Genomic DNA, 21,355 nt, shown 5'->3' with positions numbered 1-21,355 from the left:
TAGTGTTTCATTTTATTATCAGGGAATGCGCAAGGAATAGCCACCATACAAGTCACAAAGAAGGGAACAGGACGCGTCAAAAAGCAAAACGCCGGCACAAGGCCGGCGCTTCGACGTGGTGAAGAGTAATTACTTACTCAGCAACAACGTTAACAACCAGTTTCGCGAAGACTTCGCTGTGAACCTGGAAGTCCACTTCGTGCTCACCGGTGGTACGCAGAACGCCGTTCGGCAGACGAACTTCGCTCTTAGCCACGTCAACGCCAGCTGCAGTTACAGCGTCAGCGATGTCGCGAGTACCGATGGAACCGAACAGTTTACCTTCGTCGCCAGATTTAGACGCGATGGTAACGGTGCCCAGTGCGTTGATTTTCTCAGCGCGAGCGTTAGCAGCCGCCAGAACGTCAGCCAGTTTGGCTTCCAGTTCAGCACGACGTGCTTCGAAAAACTCTACGTTTTTCTTGGTAGCAGGAACAGCTTTACCCTGTGGAACCAGGAAGTTACGAGCGTAGCCCGCTTTAACGTTTACCTGATCACCCAGGCTGCCCAGGTTTGCTACTTTATCAAGCAGAATAACTTGCATTACCTTATCCTCTTAAAGTCGTATTAATGGACCGTGCCCGATTACTGATGACGATCAGTGTACGGCAGCAGAGACAGGTAGCGAGCGCGTTTGATAGCGCGAGCCAGCTGACGCTGGTATTTTGCACGAGTACCGGTGATACGGCTTGGGACAATCTTACCGCTTTCGGTGATGTAGTTTTTCAGCGTTGCGATATCTTTATAGTCGATCTCTTGAACGCCTTCCGCGGTGAAACGGCAGAACTTGCGACGACGGAAATAACGTGCCATTTGGCTAGTCTCCAGAATCTATCAAATCAATCTGCTCGGCATGCAGAACAAGTTTGCTCAGGCCGTTCTTTGCCTTGTGGCAAGAGATGAACCCCTGAACCGTTACTGCACTACCGACCGTTATACTGTGAGTAATGGCCTGGTTTTCGTGACCGCTAATAATAACGGGCATTTGGCACCACGCCTGCCGGTTAAACCCGGCTTCCTCCTGCACTGAACGATGCTCAAGCACGAACTGGCAGTGAGGAATTCCTGATGGGCTGACCTTGCGAAGTGGGGTCCTGCACACGGTACCGGACAACACCAGACGGTTGGTCATCAGAAATTACTCTTCAGAATCCCCAGCATCAGAATCATCTGCGGTTTCGTTTGCGAAATCATCGCGACGCTCACGGCGCTCGTCTTTCGCTTTAACCATCGGAGATGCTTCGGTCACTGCGTTTTTGGTACGCATAACCATGCTGCGGATAACGGCATCGTTGAAGCGGAAGTTAGTTTCCAGCTCATCGATCGCTTCCTGCGGAGCTTCAACGTTCATCAGAACGTAGTGAGCTTTGTGCAGTTTGTTGATCGGATAAGCCAGCTGACGACGGCCCCAGTCTTCCAGACGGTGGATCGTGCCTTCTGCTGCAGTGATTGCACCAGTGTAGCGCTCGATCATACCCGGAACCTGTTCGCTCTGGTCAGGATGGACCATAAAAACGATTTCGTAATGACGCATCGAATTGCTCCTTACGGATTATTCAGCCTCCTGTCTGGGTCAGCCGAGGCCCGGGGAGGCAAGGAACGTGTTAAAGGTCGGCTGAAAAATTGACGCGTCATAATACTTGCGCACCCTTCGAAACTCAAGCTGATTGCGCAAATAATTCGCACAAAGCGCAAAGCGGGTCTAAGTGGGTGATTTACCATTACTCACGGGCGATCGCGGCGATTTTTTGAACAACTGCATCAGAAATGGTCGCCATAGCCTGCGAGATTCGTGCTTACACTTTAATCAGACCCTGTCTCTGGACAAAAGACAGCCGTGAATATCGTCGCACCGTAGTTAGTCGTGGAGCGCATATCATGAAAAAATTCACCCTTGCCATTCTGGCTGCGCTTTTGCTGAATGCAAACGCGACAGCAGCCATTCAGGTTGATGGCCGACAGGCCAGAAATATGGATGATGTGCAAAGTCTGGGCGTCATTTATATCAACCATAACTTCGCCACGGAAAGTGAAGCGACTGAAGCCATTAATGCAGAAGCCGATGCGCGGGATGCCCGCTACTATCACGTCATGCTCACCCGTGAACCGGGCAGCAACGGCAATATGCACGTCAGCGCAGACATTTATCGGTAACGCTTTGACGCTAGCACCAGGAAAGCCAACAACGAAAAAATTGTCATAGTCTTATTAGCCCCCTGCCCGGGGGCTTTTTTTTATTTTTGCCCGTAATAAGCATTCGGGCCATGTTTGCGCATAAAGTGCTTGTCCATCAGATAGCTGTCTATAGGTTTCAGGCATGGATTAATACCTCGCGCAATCCATGCCATTCTCGCCACCTCTTCCATTACCACGGCATTGTGCACGGCATCATGGGCATCTTTACCCCAGGCGAAGGGGCCATGTTGATAGACCACAATTCCCGGCGTGTGCAGCGGTTCGCCGTCACCCAGCGTTTCAATAATCACTTTGCCGGTATTGAGCTCGTACTCGCCGAGCACCTCCTCTTCGGTGAGTGCGCGCGTGCAGGGGATATCGCCAAAGAAATAGTCTGCATGGGTGGTGCCGAGCGCGGGGATCGCCTGCCCTGCCTGCGCCCAGGCTGTCGCATGGGTCGAGTGGGTATGCACTACCCCGCCAAGAGAGGGATAACGCCGGTAGAGCGCCAGGTGGGTCGCGGTATCAGACGAGGGTCGCCACTGCCCTTCCACGACCTTTCCGTCGAGATCCACGACGACTATATCTTCCACGCGCATGGTCTCGTAGGCCACCCCGCTGGGTTTGATCGCCACCAGCCCGCGCTGACGGTCAATCGCGCTGACGTTTCCCCAGGTAAAGGTGACCAGACCGTAACGCGGCAAATCCATGTTTGCCTCAAATACCTGCTGTTTAAGCTGCTGCATGATCTTCCTCCCCAAGCCCGGCTCGCGCCATACGCTCAAGTACCCAGTCACGCGCCTGCACCACTTCGCGCTCGGGATCGTCCGACGTTTCACTCCACATCTCGATCAGGTAAGGCCCACAATAGCCACTCTGTTTTAACGTCTGGAAACAGCGTTCAAAATCGACGACTCCGCTGCCAAACGGTACGTTTTTGAAGACGCCGGGACGGGTATCTTTCACATGTACCGCCACGATATGTCCGATGCCGGCCTGCAGCTCCATCTGCACGTCGTTATCCCACGCAGAGAGATTGCCGATGTCGGGATAGAGCTGGAACCACGGATTATTCAGGTAATGGGCATAACCCAATGCCTTGCTGATGGAGTTCATCAGCGGGTAATCCATGATCTCCATCGCCAGGGTGACCTGCGCGCGGCTGGCCATTTCAACGCTCTCTTTCAGGCCATCACGGAAACGACGGCGCGTCTCATCATTGGCTTCCTGATAGTAGACGTCGTAACCGGCAAGCTGGATTACGCGGATCCCGACATCCTGCGCAAAGCGAATTGCTTTACGCATGATCTCAAGGCCCTGCGCCCGCACCGCGTCATCTTCACTGCCGAGCGGAAAACGACGGTGGGCGCTCAGGCACATCGAGGGGACGCGCACGCCAGTTTCGGCGACGGCGTCCACCAGCGCCAGACGCTGCTCGCGGCTCCAGTCGAGTCGGGAAAGACGCGCATCCGTCTCATCCACCGACATTTCAACGAAATCGAATCCCAGCCGTTTCGCCAGCCGCAGCCGCTCAAGCCAGCACTCCCCGGTGGGGAGCGCTTTTTCATAGATGCCAAGCGGAACCTGTTTGCTTAACATAACCGCTCCTTATCCCCATAGCTGGACGATGGAACGTTTAAACTGACGCGCCGCTTCCACCGGCGAGGCGGCATCGCGAATGCTGCGACCGGCGATAAAGACGTGGATAGGAATGCCGGCAAACAGCGGCAAATCTTCGAGCGCCAGCCCGCCCGTCACCGTAACCTTAAAGCCCATATCCGCCAGACGTTTAACGGCGCTGATATCCGCCTCGCCCCACGCGACCCCCGCGGCCTGCGCATCGCGGCTGCGGTGATAGACTACCTGCTGAATACCCGCAGCGCGCCACGCTTCTGCCTGCTCCCAGGTCCAGAAGCCCGTGAGTTCGATCTGCACGTCACCGTTAAATTCTTTCGCGACTTCCAGCGCGCCTTTCGCGGTGTTGATATCTGCGCAGCAGATGACCGTCACCCAGTCGCCATTGGCTTCGAAACACATCCGCGACAGGATTTTGCCCGCATCGGCAATTTTGGCATCGGCCAGCACAATCTTATGCGGATAGAGGGCTTTCAGATCGCGGACGGCACGGACCCCCTCCCCGACGCACAGAATGGTGCCCACTTCGATAATGTCCACCTCTTCCGCAATCAGACGCGTGGTTTCGTAAGCGTGGGCCAGAGTCTGGTTATCCAGCGCAACCTGCAACATTGGTAATGACATGTTCAACTCCCTCTTAAGCTGCCGCCGCAGTGGCATTGTCGATTAAATCCAGCACGTCCTGCGCGGTACGGCAGGCGCGTAAACGGTCAAAATTGGCTTCATCTTCAAACAGGTTGACGATCTGCATGATGCCCACTTCCTGGTGAGTATTGGCATCAACGGCCGCCATGGTGATCAGAATGTCCACCGGATCGTTATCTTCGTGGTTAAACACCAGCGGCGTTTTCAGGGTGACCAGGGCGAAACCGGTTTTTTTGACCCCCTCTTCCGGGCGGCCATGGGGCATCGCCAGCCCTGGCGCAATCACAAAATAGGGCCCGAACTGCTCAACGCCATCAAGAATGGCCTGGTAATAGCGCGGCTCAACGACATCCGCCTTAACCAACAAATCAACGCCCAGCTTTACCGCCTCCTGCCAGGTATTGGCCTCGGCCTGGAGAAGGATGGAATTATTCTCCGCCAGCGAATCACGTAGTTTCATATGCCTCTCCTTACTTCACATCTTGCGGAAAGTGCGCTTTGATCACTTCCAGCAGTTTTGGGCCGAAGTCCGCAGGCGACAGCATGTTGCGTACACCCACCACATATTTATTGCCTGCGACGCTAATCTCACCGGCGATGTGGGTAGAGGCGATGATGATGTCCGCGCCGTTCAGTTCACTTTTGTATTCACCCACCGCGCAGCTGTTTACCGTGTGGTCAATGTTTGACTGGGTTAAAAACTGGTCCACTTTCATCTTCATGATCATGGAGCTCCCTTGCCCATTGCCACACACAGCCAGGATACGTACGGTCATAATCAAAACTCCTTAGTGAGCAGAAACTTCTGCTGTTTGTTTTTCCGCATCTTCTTCCGCCCGCAGCGTACGGCCAGCGAAGAACATATAAGCCAGTGCAATCAGAATGATGACGCCCATAAAAATAAGGCCGACAGAGGCGAAGCCCTGCATCATCGGCGGCGCCAGGATTGACCAGTCCGCCATGCCCATCCAGGCGCTCATACCGGTCAGTTTGACCGCCCACACGCAGCCGAAGATTTCAACCATGCCCATCACCAGGCAGATCTTGAGCGCCGCGCGCCAGCCGCCAAAGTGGTTAGCGAACACGCCGATAGTGGCGTTGGAGAAGAACATCGGGATAAAGCCAGGAATGATCAGGATGGAGGAGCCGCAGCCCACCAGGATGCCCACCGCAATCAGCTGGCCGATGGTGCCCCACATAAAGCCCCAGACGACGGCGTTCGGCGCGAAGCTATAAATCGCCGCGCAGTCAATTGCCAGTACGGCGCCAGGGATCAGGCGTTGAGAAATACCGTTGAAGGCCTCAGACAGTTCAGCCACGAACATGCGCACGCCTTGGGTAATGATGAAAATCGCTACCGCGAAGGAGAAGCCGGTTTGCAGGATATAGATAGACCAGTGCGTTTTGCCGGCCATCGCCTGCACCGTATCAATACCGAATGAGAGCAGGATCGCGCCGAAGAAAATGGTCATCACGATGGCGGTAGAGACGATATTGTCGTGGAAGATATTCAGCCAGCCGGGCAGCTTCAGATCTTCAACGCTCTCCTCTTTTTTCCCCAGATACGGGGCGACTTTATAGGCAATCCAGGAGGCAAACTGCTGTTGATGGCCGATAGAGAAACCGCAGCCGTCGGTCACTTCCTGCGTCGGCTTGTACATCATATTGGAGGTGATGCCCCAATAGAGCGAGACCAGGATCGCCGTGCAGATAATGGTGGTCCACATCGGGTAGCCGAAGATATAGAGGGAAACCGCAATCAATCCGGCCTGCTGGAACATGATGTGGCCGGTGAGCATGATGGTGCGGATGCCGGTAATCCGACGCAGCAGAACGTAAATGATGTTCAGCGCCAACGCGAGCAGGACGGCGTATCCCACCCAGCTATAGGCATCTCCCATCCGTTCGATAGTAGCCATCATTGAGGCGTAGGTGTCTGATATCGCGCCGTTGATGCCATACACTTCCGACATTTTGGCGACAACGGGTTTAAAGGTGCTGGTTAAAATGCCTGAACCCGCCTGAAGCAGCATAAAACCGATGATGGTTTTAATGGTGCCTTTGATTATCACGCTCACGCTTTTACGCAGCAGGATATAACCCAGACACGTCACGATACCCAACAGCAGCGGGGCGTTGGTCATGACCTGATTAAAAAAGACGGTAAAGACGCTGTAGAGGATCTCCATAACACTCTCCGGTAAAGGCGGTACGATGCCTAGTGTTCGTACAACAGGCCTCCACTCTAGTAATCACAAATAATCACCACAAGATTGAATTTGATTATTTGTGACGTATCACGCAAATTATTTCCACCCTAAGTGCAATGTCTTTATCCGTACCTATGCGATATCAATAAAAAATATTTATTTCAATAAGTTAACAAAGACAAAGCATAAAAATCACGTATAGGATTTTTAATGAGAGCAGCTTTAGATTGCCGTAACGCTCGCAAATCGCCATTGCAATGCTGATTCATTGGTGCCAATATAAATCAAAACACGTCACCAAATGATTACTTGTGATAGAGAGGGAGTCTGACTATGAGTAAAGTGAACACTATTACCCGCGAATCATGGATCCTCAGCACCTTCCCGGAATGGGGAAGTTGGCTGAATGAGGAGATCGAGCAAGAGCAGGTCGCGCCGGGCACATTTGCGATGTGGTGGCTGGGTTGTACCGGTATCTGGCTGAAATCTCAGGGCGGGGCTAATGTTTGCGTCGATTTCTGGTGCGGCACCGGCAAACAGAGCCACGGCAACCCACTGATGAAAAAAGGTCATCAGATGCAGCGTATGGCGGGCGTCGAGAAGCTGCAGCCAAACCTGCGTACCACGCCATTTGTCCTTGATCCTTTTGCGATTCGTCAGATAGATGCCGTCCTCTCGACCCACGATCACAACGATCACATCGACGTTAACGTCGCGGCGGCAGTCATGCAGAACTGTGCGGATGACGTGCCTTTCATTGGACCGCAGACCTGCGTCGATTTGTGGATCGGTTGGGGCGTGCCAAAAGAGCGCTGCATCGTAGTGAAACCGGGCGATGTAGTGAAAATCAAAGACATTGAAATTCATGCCCTCGATGCGTTTGACCGTACAGCGCTGATTACTCTGCCAGCCGATCAAAAGGCAGCGGGTGTGTTACCGGACGGCATGGACCAACGTGCGGTGAACTACCTGTTCAAAACCCCGGGCGGTACGCTGTACCACAGCGGTGACTCACACTACTCTAACTACTATGCCAAACACGGTAATGAGCACCATATCGACGTGGCGCTGGGCTCCTATGGCGAAAACCCGCGCGGCATCACCGATAAGATGACCAGCGCTGACATTCTGCGCATGGCTGAAGCGTTGAATACCCAGGTGGTGATTCCGTTCCACCATGATATCTGGTCAAACTTCCAGGCCGATCCGCAGGAGATCCGCGTGCTGTGGGAGATGAAAAAAGATCGTCTGAAATATGGCTTTAAGCCTTTTATCTGGCAGGTGGGCGGCAAGTTTACCTGGCCGCTGGATAAGGATAATTTCGAATATCACTACCCGCGCGGCTTTGACGACTGCTTTACCATTGAGCCGGATCTGCCGTTCAAATCTTTCCTGTAATTGGCCCCTCATCGCCAGGCGCTGCGCCTGGCGATTCCAACTTTTGCTTAGTAATTTCAGGCTATTTCAAATATCATCTTTTAAAATCAATTTATTTCGGAATAGCTCATGACAGAAGCACAACGTCATCAAATCTTACTGGAACTCCTGGCGCAAACGGGGTTTGTTACCGTTGAGCAGGTGATTGCCCGGCTGGGCGTTTCTCCGGCGACGGCACGCCGGGACATCAACAAACTTGATGAGAGCGGTAAGCTGAAAAAGGTGCGTAACGGCGCGGAAGGGATCAGCCAGCAGCGCCCACGCTGGTCGCCGATGAATATTCATCAGGCGCAGAACCACGACGAGAAAGTACGTATTGCCAGAGCCGCCTCCCAACTGGTTAATCCTGGCGAAAGCGTGGTGATCAACTGCGGTTCCACCGCCTTTCTGTTGGGCCGCGAGATGTGCGGCAAACCGGTGCAGATCATTACCAACTACCTGCCGCTGGCCAACTACCTGATCGACCAGGAGCACGAAAGCGTGGTGATCATGGGCGGGCAGTACAACAAAAGCCAGTCCATTACCCTAAGTCCGCAGGACAGCGAGAACACGCTCTATGCCGGCCACTGGATGTTTACCAGCGGCAAAGGGCTCACCGCCGAAGGGCTGTATAAAACCGACATGCTGACGGCGATGGCGGAGCAGAAGATGCTGAACGTGGTCGGCAAGCTGGTGGTCCTGGTCGACAGCAGCAAGGTCGGGGAACGTGCGGGCATGCTCTTCAGCCGTGCCGAGCAGATAGACATGGTGATCACCGGTAAAAACGCTAACCCACAGATCCTCCAGAAACTGGAAGATCAGGGCGTGAAGATCCTGCGCGTTTAAAGGTGCTGGCGGAAAAACGCGACCGTGGCGTCGAGCGCGCCCGGCGTAATACGATGTTTGACTCCCGCCTCCCACAAACAGGTCAGATTTTTATCCAGCCCTTCCTGCTGCAACGCCTGTTGCAGGCGGAACGTCTCCCCGGCGGGCACCACATCATCCTCCTCACCGTGCCACAGCAGCAGCGGGCGGTCAGCCAGACGCGGTAGCGCGGTCGTTACTTCCCAGTCAGCAAGCGGTGCGACCATCGACGCGAATGACCCGGGTTGCTGCGGCGGAAACAGCGTACGGGCCAGCGAGGTAAAGTAGCCCGAGCCCATCAGGCTTGCCACACATTTGACCTCCGGATAGCGCGCCATAATGCCCAGCGCGGTCATTCCCCCCATTGAGGCCCCGGCCACCGCGAGCCGTTCATCGGCCACCAGCCCGGCCTGATACAGCGCATCCCGCAGCAGGGCAAACTCGGTGAGGTTGCCATGCAGGATCGGCCAGAACTGTCCCAGGCGGGTCTGCTCATCACCGCTAAAACGGGCCCCGTGATCGGGCGCATCCGGCATCACCACCCGAAAACCTGTCTGTGCCAGCGCCACCGCAAAATAGCTGTAGACCAGTTTTGATGAGGTAAAACCATGATAAAAAATAACAACCGGCAACGGTTTAGCCCCCTTTCCTGCGGGAACGGCATGTACAATCTCATGGTCGCCAAGCTGCCGTACTTCAAGTTCAATCATAATTGGGCCTCATACTTATGGGTGAATCATAATGTTGAGAACTGGCTTACGCTTTCACACAATTTTCATTCGAAATTTACGCTATAGCTAACAATTTGGGAACATTCCCCCAATGTCAAATCAACAGAGATCTACACTATGGCTATCAGGAAACGAGACAGGTTTATGCGAAAGGTTGCTGCTTTAACGCTGATGATGTTGTTGGGCGGATGTAGCGTATTGCAAGGTACGCCGCAGCCTGCGCCACCGGTCGCCGATCACCCCCAGGAGATACGTCGTAATCAAACGGAAGGATTACAGCGAATGGGTACCGTGACCGCACTTGAGCGAGGCTCTCCCGATGATGCGGCAGAGGCCATTAAAGCAAAAGCTGTCGCCGCGAAAGCAGATTATTACGTCATCGTCCTTATCGATGAAACCATCGTGACGGGACAATGGTATTCGCAAGCCATTTTATACCGTAAATAACGCGCGGTATTTAAACGACATTTACACTGCTTTGCGTCCATAGACGTTTTCCTGTCCACAATAAACTCCAGCCAGTGACAATGGAAATGAGTTTATTAGCGAAGGATTGCCCGGCGGATACCGGGGACACGTAAAATGGAGCTGACGATGAAACGATCTCTTGCTTTGACCACACTGTTACTCTCAGCCGGTCTGGTGAGTACGGCAGCACAGTCAGCTGAATTTGCCAGCGCTGATTGTGTGACGGGTTTAAATGAAATTGGATTGATCTCCGTGAGTGATATCTCAGGGAGCCCGCAGGACGTAGAGCGCATGATTGCGCTGAAAGCCGATGAGCAGGGTGCCTCGTGGTATCGCATCATAAAAATGCAGGAAGAGAGCCATGTCGATCGCTGGCGGGCGCAGGCCATCCTTTACGTCTGAAAATCGTCAATAAAAGCCACTAAAAAAGAGTGGCTTTTTAATCTTTACAATTCTATTATCCTTGCCATAACTCCTCCGAGATATCTTTGTAACATTTTGTTACATAAAGCCAATAAATGTTATCCCCGCTCTGCCGTTGAAAAGCGATACCTTTTTAACAATGAGCAATTTATGATCAACTTTTTCCGCCGTGCAGGTCTGGGCACAAAGCTATCGCTGCTTACCGGCTTGAGTGTCGCCACTCTCTTTTTACTTTTCACTTTTCTCCTGAGCTACAACGCCAGTCAAAAACTTGAATCGCTGGCCGTAGAAGACCTTCATAACCAGTCCACCGGCGTGGTGGATATGGTGCAGATGTTCAATACCAGCCTCACCGAAGAGGTAGAGAGCTACACCCGCCTGTTCACCACCTTTTTGCCGCAGCCGCTGAGTATTGATGCCAGCCAGACCCGCGTCATCAACGGCCAGAGCGTCCCCCTGCTGAAAGGCGGCGATACGGAACTCCATGAGAACAACACTACCCCCGATGATTTTCTGAATCGCACCAGCGCGATCTCTACGCTCTTTGTCCGTAGCGGCGACGATTTTGTCCGCGTGGCGACCTCGCTGCGTAAAGAGAACGGCGACCGGGCCATCGGTACGGTACTCGATCATGCCAGCCCGGCATGGGAAGTGGTCAACAAAGGTGAGGTATATCGCGGCCTCGCCCTGCTGTTCGGTAAGCGCTATATCACCCAGTACCAGCCGGTAAAAGATGCCGGTGGGCAGGTGATTGCCATTATCTTCGTCGGCGTCGACATCACCCACTCCTGGAACGTCATGCGCGAGAAGATCCTTAGTCGCCGTCTGGGTGAGAGCGGCCACTTCTTTGTGCTGAACCGCAGTAACGGCAAGAACCACGGCCAGTACCTGTTCCATAGCGCAGAAGAGGGAGAGCTGCCGAAGTGGGATAACACCGTTCAGCAACAGCTGCTGGGGGATCAATCCGGCACCCTGGAGCGCCAGAGCGCCGATGGTCGCACGTTGATCATGGCCTGGACACCGCTACCGGGCTGGAACTGGACGATTGTGGGCGAGGTGGATAAAACCGTACTGCTGGCTGATGTGACCAGCATGCGCGACCGCTTCCTGCTGGCGGGCGTGGCACTTTCCGCGCTCTTTGCCATGCTGTTCGTGTTTATTATCCGCCGCTGGCTCACGCGCCCGCTGCGCGATGTGATTGGCCTGGCCGAACAGTATGCCGCAGGCGATCTGCGTGCCACCCTGCCTGCCACCCGTCAGGATGAGGTGGGTCAGTTGATCGGTGCCATCAACGGCATTGGCGGCGGGCTGCAAAAAATCGTGCTGCAGGTGCGGGAAGCTGCGGGCGATATTCATCTGGGGACCAACGCCCTGGCAGCGGATACCGGCGAGATCTCCGAGCAGATCAACAAGCAGGCCAGCAGCGTGGAGGAGACGTCCGCCAGTATGGAGCAGCTGGCGGCCACCGTGCAGCAGAACGCCGCCAATATGGAGCAGACCCAGCAGCTGGTCGGCGAAACCTCCCGGGCGGTGCATCAGGGTGGGGAGACCGTCAGCAATGCTGTCTCCACCATGGATGATATTCGCGAAGCATCAAAACGTATCGAAGCCATCACCCGGGTGATTGAGGGGATTGCCTTCCAGACCAATATTCTGGCGCTCAACGCCGCCGTCGAAGCCGCCCGGGCGGGCGAGCATGGTAAAGGCTTCGCCGTGGTAGCCCAGGAGGTCCGCGCCCTCGCAGCGCGCAGCGCCAACGCGGTGAAGGAGATTGAGCAGCTGATTGGCGATACGCTCAGCAAGGTGAGCGAAGGCCACGCCCTGTCGGAGCAGACCCGCCAGGCGATGGAGAGCATCATCGCGCACATCGATAACATCAAGGCGCTGGTAACCGAGATTAACCATGCCTCTCACGAGCAGTCGGCGGGTATTGGTCAGGTGAACCTGGCGATGACCCATATCGGCGAAGCGTCGCATATCAACGCCGACCGCGTCTCACGCAGCGAACAGACGGCGCAAACCCTGCGGGAGAAGGGTTCGCACCTGACCGAGCTGGTCAGCCTGTTCCGCCTGTAAGGTTCAGGCTACGCCGCCCGTGGCGCGCAGCAGCAGGTCGTCCTGGACCTGCTCACTGAGCAATGATCGGCCACGGGCGTCGAGCATTTCACGGCACCAGGCCTGCGCCAGCGGCGGAGAAGCATGGCGCAGCATCTGCGCCCCTGCGCCCAGCAGGTAAATCTGCCGGGCGATCTCCCTGCCCTGCGCCTCCTGCGGTTTACGCAGTTTTTGCTGGAGCTGGCGCCAGCTGCGATCGAAATGACGATCCTGACCTTTAACCTCGGCAAAATCCGCCGCAAGCAGATCGACTACGCCAGGCTGTTTCGCCAGCACCCGCAGCACGTCCAGCCCCATGATATTGCCCGAACCTTCCCAGATGCTGTTAACCGGCATCTCGCGGTACAGGCGCGGCAGCTCGCTCTCTTCGCAATAACCGATCCCTCCGAGAACCTCCATCGCTTCGGCGACAAACGGGATCCCCGCTTTACAGATCGCCAGCTTCGTCGCCGGGGTAAACAGCCGCGCCCACAGGGCTTCGTGTTCGCTGTCGCGGCGATCCCAGGCCCGGGCGAGGCGGAACAGCAGCGCCGTCTGCCCCTCGAGCTGCAACGCCATGCGGCTTAACACATCACGCATCAGCGGCTGATCGATCAGGTTTTTGCCAAAGGTCTGCCGCTGGTGGGCATGGTACAACGCCACCGAGAAGGCGCGGCGCATCAGGCCGTGGCTGCCGAGCGCGCAGTCGAAACGGGTGAGGCCGCCCATCTTCAGGATCTGGCGCACCCCTTCCCCCTCTTCGCCCAACAGCCAGCCGGTCGCCTCGAGAAACTCGGCTTCGCTGCTGGCGTTCGAGCGGTTGCCCAGCTTCTCTTTCAGGCGCTCCAGATGCACGGCATTGCGCAGACCATCAGGCAGAAAACGGGGAACGAAGAAGCATGACAGGCCACCTTTGGCCTGCGCCAGCACCAGATGGGCATCGCTTTGCGGCACCGAGAAAAACCACTTATGCCCCACCAGCCGATAACTCCCGTCGCCGCAGCGTTCTGCCCGGGTGCTGTTGCTGAGAACATCCGATCCGCCCTGCTTTTCCGTCATTCCCATCCCGATAAGCAGACCGCGCTTCTGATTACCCGGCGCCAGATGGGAGTCATACCGGTCGCTCAGTAACGGCGTCAGCCAGTCGTGAAACGCGCGCGGTAGCGCCTGCTGCAAAAGTGGCGTGGCGGCGTGGGTCATGGTGATGGGGCAAAGCGTGCCAGCCTCAACCTGCGCATGGAGGATAAACCGTGCCGCCCGGGCCACGAATGCCCCTTTTCGCGCCTCCTCCTCCCACGCCAGGTTATGTACCCGGTTGGCACAAAGCCCCTGCATCAGCAGGTGCCAGGCGGGATGGAAGCGCACATCATCCAGCCGGGTTCCGCTGGCATCATAGCGCAGCAGTTCAGGGGGATTGGCGTTGGCCAGGCGGCCAAGCTCCAGGGATTCTGCCGTACCCAGCTGTTGACCGATGCTGGCGAGCAGCTCAGCGTCCCAGTCGGCACCTTCACGATTGACCGCTTCACACAGCGCGCGATCGGAAAGAAACAGGTTGCTGTTGGTAAGTGGCGCAGGCTGATTAAAAACAGTGTGCGTCTGCCAGTGCATAACGTATCCCTCCTTCTATGGCAATGGAATAAGTATGGACAAACCGGGCAGGCGCTGCACAACAGCGGGCGCACAATATCGCCACGCTCAAGCGTGAATCTGGTCACACAATGAACGAATAATAAATTTCTTATCGTTTGTTATGGTGAATAATTTATTCTTACCCTCATGGAGAGATGACGATGCAAACCACTCAACGGGCGCCGGATGCCCATAAGCGCGCTTTAATTGCTGGCTCAATTGGTAATTTCATCGAATGGTACGAATTTGCGGTATACGGTTTTCTCGCCACCGTGATTGCGAAAAACTTCTTTCAGCTCAGCGGTGAAGCGGGACTGACCAGCCTGATCCTCACCTACGCCTCTTTCGCTATCGCCTTCTTCTTTCGTCCGCTGGGGGCCATCGTCTTTGGCCGGATTGGCGATCGCATCGGCCGCAAACCCACACTGATTATCGTGCTGGTGATGATGACCCTGGCAACCGCCGCAATCGGCATCGTGCCGGTCTATGCCAGCATCGGCATTGCCGCCCCGCTCATCATCACCGGCCTGCGGATCCTGCAGGGACTTTTCGCCGGGGGGGAGTATGGCGGCGCGGTGTCGCTGATGACCGAGTTCGCCCCGCGCGGTAAACGCGGGCTCTACGGCGCCTGGCAGTCCTTTACCGTAGCGCTGGGCCTGCTGGCTGGCGCGGGCATCGTGGCGCTGCTCTCCGCGCTGCTAACGCCAGAAGCCCTGCACGACTGGGGCTGGCGCATTCCCTTCTTTATCGCCCTGCCGCTGGGGGCCGTCGCTTTATGGCTGCGGGTGAGCATGGAAGAGACGCCCAGCTTCGTGAAGCAACAAACCAAACCGGTGGCCGTGAAGGCGCGCACCAGCGACACGCTGAAAGCCATTGGGATGGGAATTGGCCGGGTGATGGTGTGGTCTGCCGCGGGCTATACCTATCTGGTGATCATGCCCGCTTACCTGCAATCGGCTCTGCATACCGGCTTTAACCAGGCGCTGCTGATTGCGGTGATCTCCAATATCGGTTTTGCGCTGACCATTATCCCATCGGGGATCCTCAGCGACCGCATCGGACGCCGGACGGTGATGGTTATCGCCGCCGCGCTGCTGCTGATCCTCGCCCTGCCGTTGCTGAAAATTTTGCAGGCGGAGTCCAGCACCCTGGCGGTGAAAGCGATAGTGGTGCTGATTGCCGGTGGCCTGGTGGGGATGCTGGCAGGGCCAGGTCCGGCCATGCTGTCAGAGATGTTCCCGACAAGGGTGCGCTATACCGGACTGGGGCTGGCCTATTCGCTGTCGAACGCCATCTTCTCGGGCTGTGCGGGGCTAATCATTACCGGGCTGATAAAAGAGACGGGGAACCTGGATATTCCGGCGTATTACGTGATGGTCACGGCGGTGGTGAGTATTGGGGCGCTGATGACGCTTAAGAAGGATGACCATTTACGGTCGCTGGAGGAGTGAGTGATACTGCCGGGTGGCGGCTTCGCCTTACCCGGCCTACAAAAGCACGGACCGTAGGCCCGGTAAGCGCAGCGCCACCGGGCACAACAGACTACCCGCGCTGGCGTACCGCTTCGAACAGGCAGATGCCGGTTGCTACGGAAACGTTCAGGGACGAGACGCTGCCCGCCATCGGAATGCTGATCAGTTCGTCGCAATGCTCGCGGGTCAGACGACGCATGCCTTCACCTTCGGCACCCATCACCAGTGCCAGACGACCGGTCATTTTGCTCTGGAACAGGGTATGGTCTGCCTCACCCGCAGTACCAACGATCCAGATGTTCTCTTCCTGTAACTGACGCATGGTGCGCGCCAGGTTGGTCACACGGATCAGCGGCACGTTCTCCGCCGCGCCGCAGGCCACTTTTTTGGCCGTCGCGTTGAGTTGCGCGGAGCGATCTTTCGGCACGATCACCGCATGGACGCCCGCCGCATCGGCGCTGCGCAGGCAGGCACCGAGGTTGTGCGGATCGGTCACGCCGTCGAGGATCAGGAAGAACGGGTTTTCCAGCGCGGCGATCAGATCCGGCAGATCGTTCTCCTGATATTGGCGGCCCGGCTTCACGCGGGCGATGATGCCCTGATGCACTGCCCCTTCGCTTTTCTCATCCAGATACTGACGGTTCGCCAGCTGGATCACCACGCCCTGCGCTTCCAGGGCATGGATCAGCGGCATCAGGCGTTTATCTTCACGCCCTTTCAGAATAAAGACTTCCTGAAAACGCTCCGGTGCGCGCTCCAGCAGGGCCTGCACCGCGTGGATGCCGTAAATCATTTCACTCATTGATGGTTCTCATTAATTACTGTTCACCTCTCCCTTTCGGGAGAGGATCAAGGTCAGGGGAGAATTACTCCGCCACTTTTTTCTTTGCCGCGCGCTTCGCTTTGGTCGCCGCAGCTATTTTTTGGGTTTTGGCCGACGGTTTTTTGGCGGCTCTGGCCTCTTTCTTCGCGGCCTTCGACTTCTGTTTTTTCTCCCCACGGAAGGCGCTGTCCGGCTCGAAGTTTACCCGCTTACCGGCCTGACGGCGTTTGCCGCTGGTTTTTCCGGCGGCCCCTCTCTTCGCATTATCCCGCGCGGTTTTACCCACGTTACGTGGCGCGCGTTCGCTGGAGATCAGGCTGAAATCAATCTTACGCTCGTCCATGTTGACGGCTTCGACCTTTACTTCCACGCGATCGCCCAGACGGTAGGTCTGGCCGCTGGACTCGCCGGTCAGACGCTGCCCAACCTGATCGTAACGGTAGTAGTCGTTGTCCAGGGATGAGACATGCACCAGACCATCGATAAAGAGTTCATCAAGGCGTACAAAGAAGCCAAAGCCGGTGACGCTGGCAATCACGCCTTTAAAGATGTTCCCGACCTGATCCAGCATGAAGTCGCACTTCAGCCAGTCCGCCACGTCGCGCGTCGCTTCATCAGCGCGGCGTTCGGTCATGGAACAGTGTTGGCCCAGCTGCAGCACCTCTTCCATGGAGTAGTGATAACCCCCGGTTTCGGTCGTGTTGCCTTTGTGGCCCTGCTCATGTGCCAGCAGATACTTAATGGCACGGTGCAGTGACAGATCCGGATAACGGCGGATCGGCGAGGTAAAGTGCGCATAAGACTGCAACGCCAGACCAAAGTGGCCGCGGTTCTCAGGATCGTAAATCGCCTGCTTCATAGAACGCAGCAGCATGGTTTGCAGCATTTCCGCGTCAGGGCGATCGCTAATCGATTCCAGCAGCTCGGCGTAATCGCGCGGCTCCGGCTTGTTGCCGCCCGGCAGTTCAAGACCCAGCTCCGCCAGTACGGTACGGAAAGAGGTGATGGCCTCGGTGGTCGGTTTATCGTGGATACGGAACAGCGCAGGCTCTTTGGCTTTCTCAACGAAGCGTGCCGCGGAGATGTTCGCCAGGATCATGCACTCTTCAATCAGCTTGTGGGCATCGTTACGCTGGGTCTGTTCGATACGCTCAATGCGACGCTCAGCGTTAAAGATGAACTTCGCCTCTTCACTCTCAAATGAGATCCCGCCGCGCTCTTCACGCGCCTGCTCCAGCACCTTATAGAGGTTATGCAACTCTTCGATGTGCTTCACCAGCGGGGCGTACTGTTCACGCAGATCCCGATCACCCTGCAGCATATGCCACACTTTGGTATAGGTCAGGCGCGCATGTGAACTCATCACCGCTTCATAGAATTTGTAGCCGGTTAAGCGCCCCTTGCTGGAAATGGTCATTTCACAAACCATGCAGAGACGGTCAACCTGCGGGTTAAGCGAACACAGGCCGTTGGAGAGCACTTCCGGCAACATCGGTACAACCTGGGACGGGAAGTAGACCGAGGTGCCACGGTTACGCGCTTCGCCATCCAGTGGGGTGCCAGTACGAACGTAATAGCTCACATCGGCAATCGCCACCCACAGACGCCAGCCGCCGCCGCGTTTTTTCTCACAGTAGACGGCGTCATCAAAGTCACGGGCGTCTTCGCCATCAATGGTGACCAGCGGCAGGCTGCGCAGATCCACGCGGCCCGCTTTTGCCGACTCCGGCACCTGCTCTTTCAGCCCTTCAACCTGCTCTTCAACGGCTTTTGGCCAGACGTGGGGGATTTCATGGGTGCGCAGCGCCATATCCACGGCCATGCCGGTGCCCATGTTATCGCCCAGCACTTCCACAATCTTCCCGACCGCTTTGGTACGACGGGTTGGACGCTGAGTCAGCTCAACCACCACCACAAAGCCCATCCGCGCGCCCATTACCTCTTCAGGCGGAATGAGGATGTCAAAGCTCAGGCGACTGTCATCCGGCACCACAAAACCCACACCAGCATCGGTGAAGTAGCGGCCCACGATCTGGCTGGTTTTTGGCACCAGCACACGCACAACGCGCGCTTCACGACGCCCTTTGCGGTCTGCACCCAGCGGCTGGGCCAGGATCTGGTCGCCGTGAATGCACATTTTCATCTGTTCAGATGAGAGGTAGAGGTCGTCCTTGCGGCCTTCGACGCGCAAGAAGCCGTAACCATCACGGTGGCCAATCACCATGCCTTTCAGCAGATCGAGACGCTCCGGTAGGGCATAGCATTGACGGCGGGTAAAGACGAGTTGTCCGTCGCGCTCCATCGCGCGAAGGCGGCGGCGAAGGGCTTCAATTTGCTCTTCGCCTTCAATGTTCAGTTCAACGGCAAGTTCTTCACGGTTGGCAGGTTTTTCGCGTTTTGTGAGGTGTTCAATGATGAACTCGCGGCTGGGGATAGGGTTTGCGTATTTTTCGGCTTCGCGTTCCTGGAAAGGATCTTGTGACATAGCGGTTCCTCCGTTGTCATCTCCGGTGGACGTTTTCTTCATTCCACCAGCAATAATTTATACAGCGGTTGATTCTCTTCAACCAAATCGGCCAGCGTGTAGTTATCCAGCTCCATGAGAAAACTTTGCACAGCCTTTGAAAGCGCCTGTTTCAGTCGACAGGCGGGGGTAATGTGGCAGAACTCGCTGCTGCAGTTCACCAGAGACAATGGCTCTAGTTCGCGCACCACATCACCAACACGAATACTCTGTGCCGGTTTACCGAGGCGGATGCCGCCATTTTTCCCGCGGACGGCAGCAACGTATCCGGCTCGGCTAAGTTGATTGATTATTTTGACCATATGATTACGGGACACACCGTAGACCTCTGTCACCTCAGAGATACTGGTCATCTGTCCAGCGGGTAACGACGCCATGTAAATCAGCGCACGCAATCCGTAATCGGTGAAACTTGTTAACTGCACATCAACCTCAGGAAAAGGGTAAAACGCGGTATATCCGCAGAGATATTCATTAATGATGATAAACCAGCCAGATAGTCAACGGCGAATTTATTTAAACTGAAAGGGGGAAAGGAGAATGAAAAAGCCGGATGCGCATGGCTTTCCGGCCTGTGATGGGTATTGCAGGCCCGGCAAGCGTAGCGCCGCCGGGCGAAACCATCATTATGCGTCGAACGGGTCGCGCAGGATCATGGTTTCAGAACGATCCGGGCCGGTAGAGATAATATCAATCGGCACACCGGTCAGCTCTTCAATACGCTGGATGTAGTCCAGCGCTGCCTGTGGCAGACCGCTACGCTCTTTCACGCCGAAGGTGGTTTCAGACCAGCCTGGCATGGTTTCGTAGATCGGCTCAATGCCCTGCCAGTCGTCAGCAGCCAGCGGAGTGGTGGTCACTTCACGGCCATCCGGCATACGGTAGGCAACACAGATTTTCACTTCTTTAAGGCCGTCCAGGACGTCCAGCTTGGTCAGGCAGAAGCCAGACAGGGAGTTGATCTGCACCGCACGGCGCACAGCAACCGCATCCAGCCAGCCGGTACGACGACGACGACCGGTGGTCGCGCCAAACTCGTTACCTTGCTTGCACAGGAACTCGCCGGTTTCATCAAACAGTTCGGTCGGGAACGGACCCGCACCCACGCGAGTGGAGTAAGCCTTGATGATACCCAGAACGTAATCCACATAACGCGGACCCAGGCCAGAGCCAGTTGCCACACCACCTGCGGTGGTGTTGGAAGAGGTTACGTACGGATAGGTACCGTGGTCGATATCCAGCAGTGTACCCTGCGCACCTTCGAACATGACGAAATCGCCACGCTTGCGCGCCTGGTCCAGCAGATCGGAGACATCAACAACCATACCAGTCAGGATGTCAGCGATCGCCATGACGTCATCCAGCACTTTCTGGTAGTCAACGGCGTCAACTTTGTAGAAATTCACCAGCTGGAAGTTGTGATATTCCATCACTTCTTTCAGTTTTTCAGCAAAGGTGGCTTTATCGAACAGGTCGCCAACGCGCAGACCGCGACGAGCGACTTTATCTTCGTAAGCCGGGCCGATACCACGGCCGGTGGTGCCGATTGCTTTCGCGCCGCGTGCTTTTTCACGCGCCAGATCCAGCGCAACGTGGTAGTCGAGGATCAGCGGACAGGCTTCTGAGAGCAGCAGACGCTCGCGAACCGGGATGCCACGGTCTTCCAGGCCTTTCATCTCTTTCATCAGCGCAGCAGGAGACAGCACAACACCGTTACCGATGATGCTGGTCACATTGTCACGAAGAATGCCTGATGGAATAAGATGGAGGACGGTTTTTTCACCGTTGATTACGAGAGTATGGCCTGCGTTGTGACCACCCTGATAGCGTACAACAAATTTAGCACGCTCAGTCAGAAGATCGACGATCTTCCCTTTACCTTCGTCACCCCATTGGGTGCCCAGTACGACGACGTTGTTACCCATTTTCAAAATCACCGATTGCTTAAAAATGGATTCTACCATCGGTTTTGATGATGTTCAGCTTTTTTTGTATACAAATTTCGGCGAAATTGATGCCTTCCTCGCCAGTTAAACGATTACCTCAATATCTTGTGTGATGGGCCAATTCTCATCACAAGCGGTGCGGCAATTTCACTTATAGGTATGCCGAAGGGATTGGCGCTTTTCGTTCCCCTTCAGTGAATCGGCTTTAACGAGCAAAAAAAAAATGGCGCCCCTGAGGGACGCCATTCGCTTTTTGAAGCC

At 55.7% G+C, this 21,355-nt stretch carries 23 protein-coding genes; 7 read left to right on the top strand and 16 right to left on the bottom strand.

What is annotated here, in order from left to right; genetic code table 11:
• Nucleotides 1-133: 133 nt before the first annotated feature.
• The 4 genes from rplI to rpsF are packed head-to-tail and all read right to left on the bottom strand — an operon-like array spanning nucleotide 134 to nucleotide 1,573.
• Entirely contained in the window at nucleotides 134-583 is a 450-nt protein-coding gene (gene rplI / locus C3406_RS15045) for a 50S ribosomal protein L9 (RefSeq protein WP_103177988.1), read from the bottom strand.
• Between the two features lie 41 nt (nucleotides 584-624).
• A complete protein-coding gene (rpsR, locus tag C3406_RS15040) occupies nucleotides 625-852 on the bottom strand; it encodes a 30S ribosomal protein S18 (RefSeq protein WP_000135199.1) in 228 nt (75 codons plus the stop codon).
• A 4-nt stretch (nucleotides 853-856) separates the two neighbouring features.
• The gene (priB, locus tag C3406_RS15035; protein WP_103177987.1) at nucleotides 857-1,171 is read right to left on the bottom strand and encodes a primosomal replication protein N; all 315 of its coding nucleotides are present in this window, start codon (nucleotides 1,169-1,171) and stop codon (nucleotides 857-859) included.
• 6 nt (nucleotides 1,172-1,177) lie between these two features.
• Entirely contained in the window at nucleotides 1,178-1,573 is a 396-nt protein-coding gene (gene rpsF, locus C3406_RS15030) for a 30S ribosomal protein S6 (protein WP_103177986.1), read from the bottom strand.
• 344 nt (nucleotides 1,574-1,917) lie between these two features.
• On the opposite strand from rpsF, the gene yjfY reads away from it, so the two are divergent.
• On the top strand, nucleotides 1,918-2,193 hold the full coding sequence (yjfY, locus tag C3406_RS15025) for a DUF1471 family protein YjfY (RefSeq protein WP_103823012.1): 276 nt from the start codon (nucleotides 1,918-1,920) through the stop codon (nucleotides 2,191-2,193).
• Nucleotides 2,194-2,273: 80 nt separating this feature from the next.
• Here yjfY and C3406_RS15020 read toward each other — a convergent pair whose 3' ends face one another.
• From C3406_RS15020 to ulaA, 6 genes are read right to left on the bottom strand one after another with little or no spacing between them, the layout of a single operon-like run.
• The gene (locus C3406_RS15020) at nucleotides 2,274-2,960 is read right to left on the bottom strand and encodes an L-ribulose-5-phosphate 4-epimerase (protein WP_103823011.1); all 687 of its coding nucleotides are present in this window, start codon (nucleotides 2,958-2,960) and stop codon (nucleotides 2,274-2,276) included.
• Nucleotides 2,947-3,813: an L-ribulose-5-phosphate 3-epimerase gene (locus C3406_RS15015; protein ID WP_103823010.1), complete on the bottom strand. Its 867-nt coding sequence runs from the start codon at nucleotides 3,811-3,813 to the stop codon at nucleotides 2,947-2,949. The genes C3406_RS15020 and C3406_RS15015 overlap by 14 nt, the downstream gene beginning before the upstream one ends.
• A gap of 9 nt (nucleotides 3,814-3,822) precedes the next feature.
• Nucleotides 3,823-4,473: a 3-keto-L-gulonate-6-phosphate decarboxylase UlaD gene (locus C3406_RS15010; protein ID WP_103823009.1), complete on the bottom strand. Its 651-nt coding sequence runs from the start codon at nucleotides 4,471-4,473 to the stop codon at nucleotides 3,823-3,825.
• A 13-nt stretch (nucleotides 4,474-4,486) separates the two neighbouring features.
• On the bottom strand, nucleotides 4,487-4,954 hold the full coding sequence (gene ulaC / locus C3406_RS15005; protein ID WP_103823008.1) for a PTS ascorbate transporter subunit IIA: 468 nt from the start codon (nucleotides 4,952-4,954) through the stop codon (nucleotides 4,487-4,489).
• A gap of 10 nt (nucleotides 4,955-4,964) precedes the next feature.
• Nucleotides 4,965-5,270 carry a PTS ascorbate transporter subunit IIB gene (gene ulaB, locus C3406_RS15000; RefSeq protein ID WP_103177980.1) on the bottom strand — a complete coding sequence of 102 codons (306 nt, stop codon included), beginning with the start codon at nucleotides 5,268-5,270 and terminating at the stop codon, nucleotides 4,965-4,967.
• A 12-nt stretch (nucleotides 5,271-5,282) separates the two neighbouring features.
• Nucleotides 5,283-6,683 carry a PTS ascorbate transporter subunit IIC gene (gene ulaA, locus C3406_RS14995; RefSeq protein ID WP_103823007.1) on the bottom strand — a complete coding sequence of 467 codons (1,401 nt, stop codon included), beginning with the start codon at nucleotides 6,681-6,683 and terminating at the stop codon, nucleotides 5,283-5,285.
• Nucleotides 6,684-7,037: 354 nt separating this feature from the next.
• On the opposite strand from ulaA, the gene ulaG reads away from it, so the two are divergent.
• Nucleotides 7,038-8,102, top strand: coding sequence for an L-ascorbate 6-phosphate lactonase (gene ulaG / locus C3406_RS14990; protein ID WP_103823006.1), 1,065 nt, complete (start codon nucleotides 7,038-7,040; stop codon nucleotides 8,100-8,102).
• A gap of 108 nt (nucleotides 8,103-8,210) precedes the next feature.
• Nucleotides 8,211-8,966, top strand: coding sequence for an HTH-type transcriptional regulator UlaR (ulaR, locus tag C3406_RS14985; RefSeq protein ID WP_103177977.1), 756 nt, complete (start codon nucleotides 8,211-8,213; stop codon nucleotides 8,964-8,966).
• On the opposite strand, the gene yjfP is transcribed toward ulaR, so the two are convergent.
• Nucleotides 8,963-9,694: an esterase gene (yjfP, locus tag C3406_RS14980; RefSeq protein WP_103823005.1), complete on the bottom strand. Its 732-nt coding sequence runs from the start codon at nucleotides 9,692-9,694 to the stop codon at nucleotides 8,963-8,965. The two genes, ulaR and yjfP, sit on opposite strands and share 4 nt — an antisense overlap.
• Before the next feature lie 138 nt (nucleotides 9,695-9,832).
• On the opposite strand from yjfP, the gene bsmA reads away from it, so the two are divergent.
• The 3 genes from bsmA to C3406_RS14965 all read left to right on the top strand — a co-directional run bounded on the left by bsmA (nucleotide 9,833) and on the right by C3406_RS14965 (nucleotide 12,682).
• Nucleotides 9,833-10,162 (top strand): biofilm peroxide resistance protein BsmA, encoded by a 330-nt coding sequence (gene bsmA, locus C3406_RS14975; RefSeq protein ID WP_103823004.1) that lies wholly within the window; start codon nucleotides 9,833-9,835, stop codon nucleotides 10,160-10,162.
• 135 nt (nucleotides 10,163-10,297) lie between these two features.
• The gene (gene yjfN, locus C3406_RS14970) at nucleotides 10,298-10,585 is read left to right on the top strand and encodes a DUF1471 family protease activator YjfN (RefSeq protein ID WP_103823003.1); all 288 of its coding nucleotides are present in this window, start codon (nucleotides 10,298-10,300) and stop codon (nucleotides 10,583-10,585) included.
• 171 nt (nucleotides 10,586-10,756) lie between these two features.
• On the top strand, nucleotides 10,757-12,682 hold the full coding sequence (locus C3406_RS14965) for a methyl-accepting chemotaxis protein (RefSeq protein WP_103823002.1): 1,926 nt from the start codon (nucleotides 10,757-10,759) through the stop codon (nucleotides 12,680-12,682).
• Between the two features lie 3 nt (nucleotides 12,683-12,685).
• Here the strand turns inward: C3406_RS14965 and C3406_RS14960 are convergent, their stop codons facing one another.
• The gene (locus tag C3406_RS14960) at nucleotides 12,686-14,308 is read right to left on the bottom strand and encodes an isovaleryl-CoA dehydrogenase (protein ID WP_103823001.1); all 1,623 of its coding nucleotides are present in this window, start codon (nucleotides 14,306-14,308) and stop codon (nucleotides 12,686-12,688) included.
• Between the two features lie 182 nt (nucleotides 14,309-14,490).
• Between C3406_RS14960 and C3406_RS14955 the strand changes: the two genes are divergently transcribed.
• On the top strand, nucleotides 14,491-15,780 hold the full coding sequence (locus C3406_RS14955; protein ID WP_103823000.1) for an MFS transporter: 1,290 nt from the start codon (nucleotides 14,491-14,493) through the stop codon (nucleotides 15,778-15,780).
• Nucleotides 15,781-15,871: 91 nt separating this feature from the next.
• Here the strand turns inward: C3406_RS14955 and rlmB are convergent, their stop codons facing one another.
• The 4 genes from rlmB to C3406_RS14935 form a co-directional block, all read right to left on the bottom strand.
• On the bottom strand, nucleotides 15,872-16,603 hold the full coding sequence (gene rlmB, locus C3406_RS14950) for a 23S rRNA (guanosine(2251)-2'-O)-methyltransferase RlmB (RefSeq protein WP_103822999.1): 732 nt from the start codon (nucleotides 16,601-16,603) through the stop codon (nucleotides 15,872-15,874).
• A 64-nt stretch (nucleotides 16,604-16,667) separates the two neighbouring features.
• Entirely contained in the window at nucleotides 16,668-19,109 is a 2,442-nt protein-coding gene (gene rnr, locus C3406_RS14945; RefSeq protein ID WP_103822998.1) for a ribonuclease R, read from the bottom strand.
• Between the two features lie 38 nt (nucleotides 19,110-19,147).
• Nucleotides 19,148-19,573 (bottom strand): nitric oxide-sensing transcriptional repressor NsrR, encoded by a 426-nt coding sequence (gene nsrR / locus C3406_RS14940; protein WP_103822997.1) that lies wholly within the window; start codon nucleotides 19,571-19,573, stop codon nucleotides 19,148-19,150.
• Between the two features lie 201 nt (nucleotides 19,574-19,774).
• Nucleotides 19,775-21,073 (bottom strand): adenylosuccinate synthase, encoded by a 1,299-nt coding sequence (locus C3406_RS14935; RefSeq protein ID WP_039028486.1) that lies wholly within the window; start codon nucleotides 21,071-21,073, stop codon nucleotides 19,775-19,777.
• Nucleotides 21,074-21,355: the final 282 nt, after the last annotated feature.

It is taken from the genome of Leclercia sp. LSNIH8, assembly GCF_002920195.1.
Taxonomy (GTDB): Bacteria; Pseudomonadota; Gammaproteobacteria; order Enterobacterales; family Enterobacteriaceae; genus Enterobacter.
Note: the sequence above shows the minus strand (reverse complement) of the source record. Positions and strands in the feature narration are given on the sequence as shown.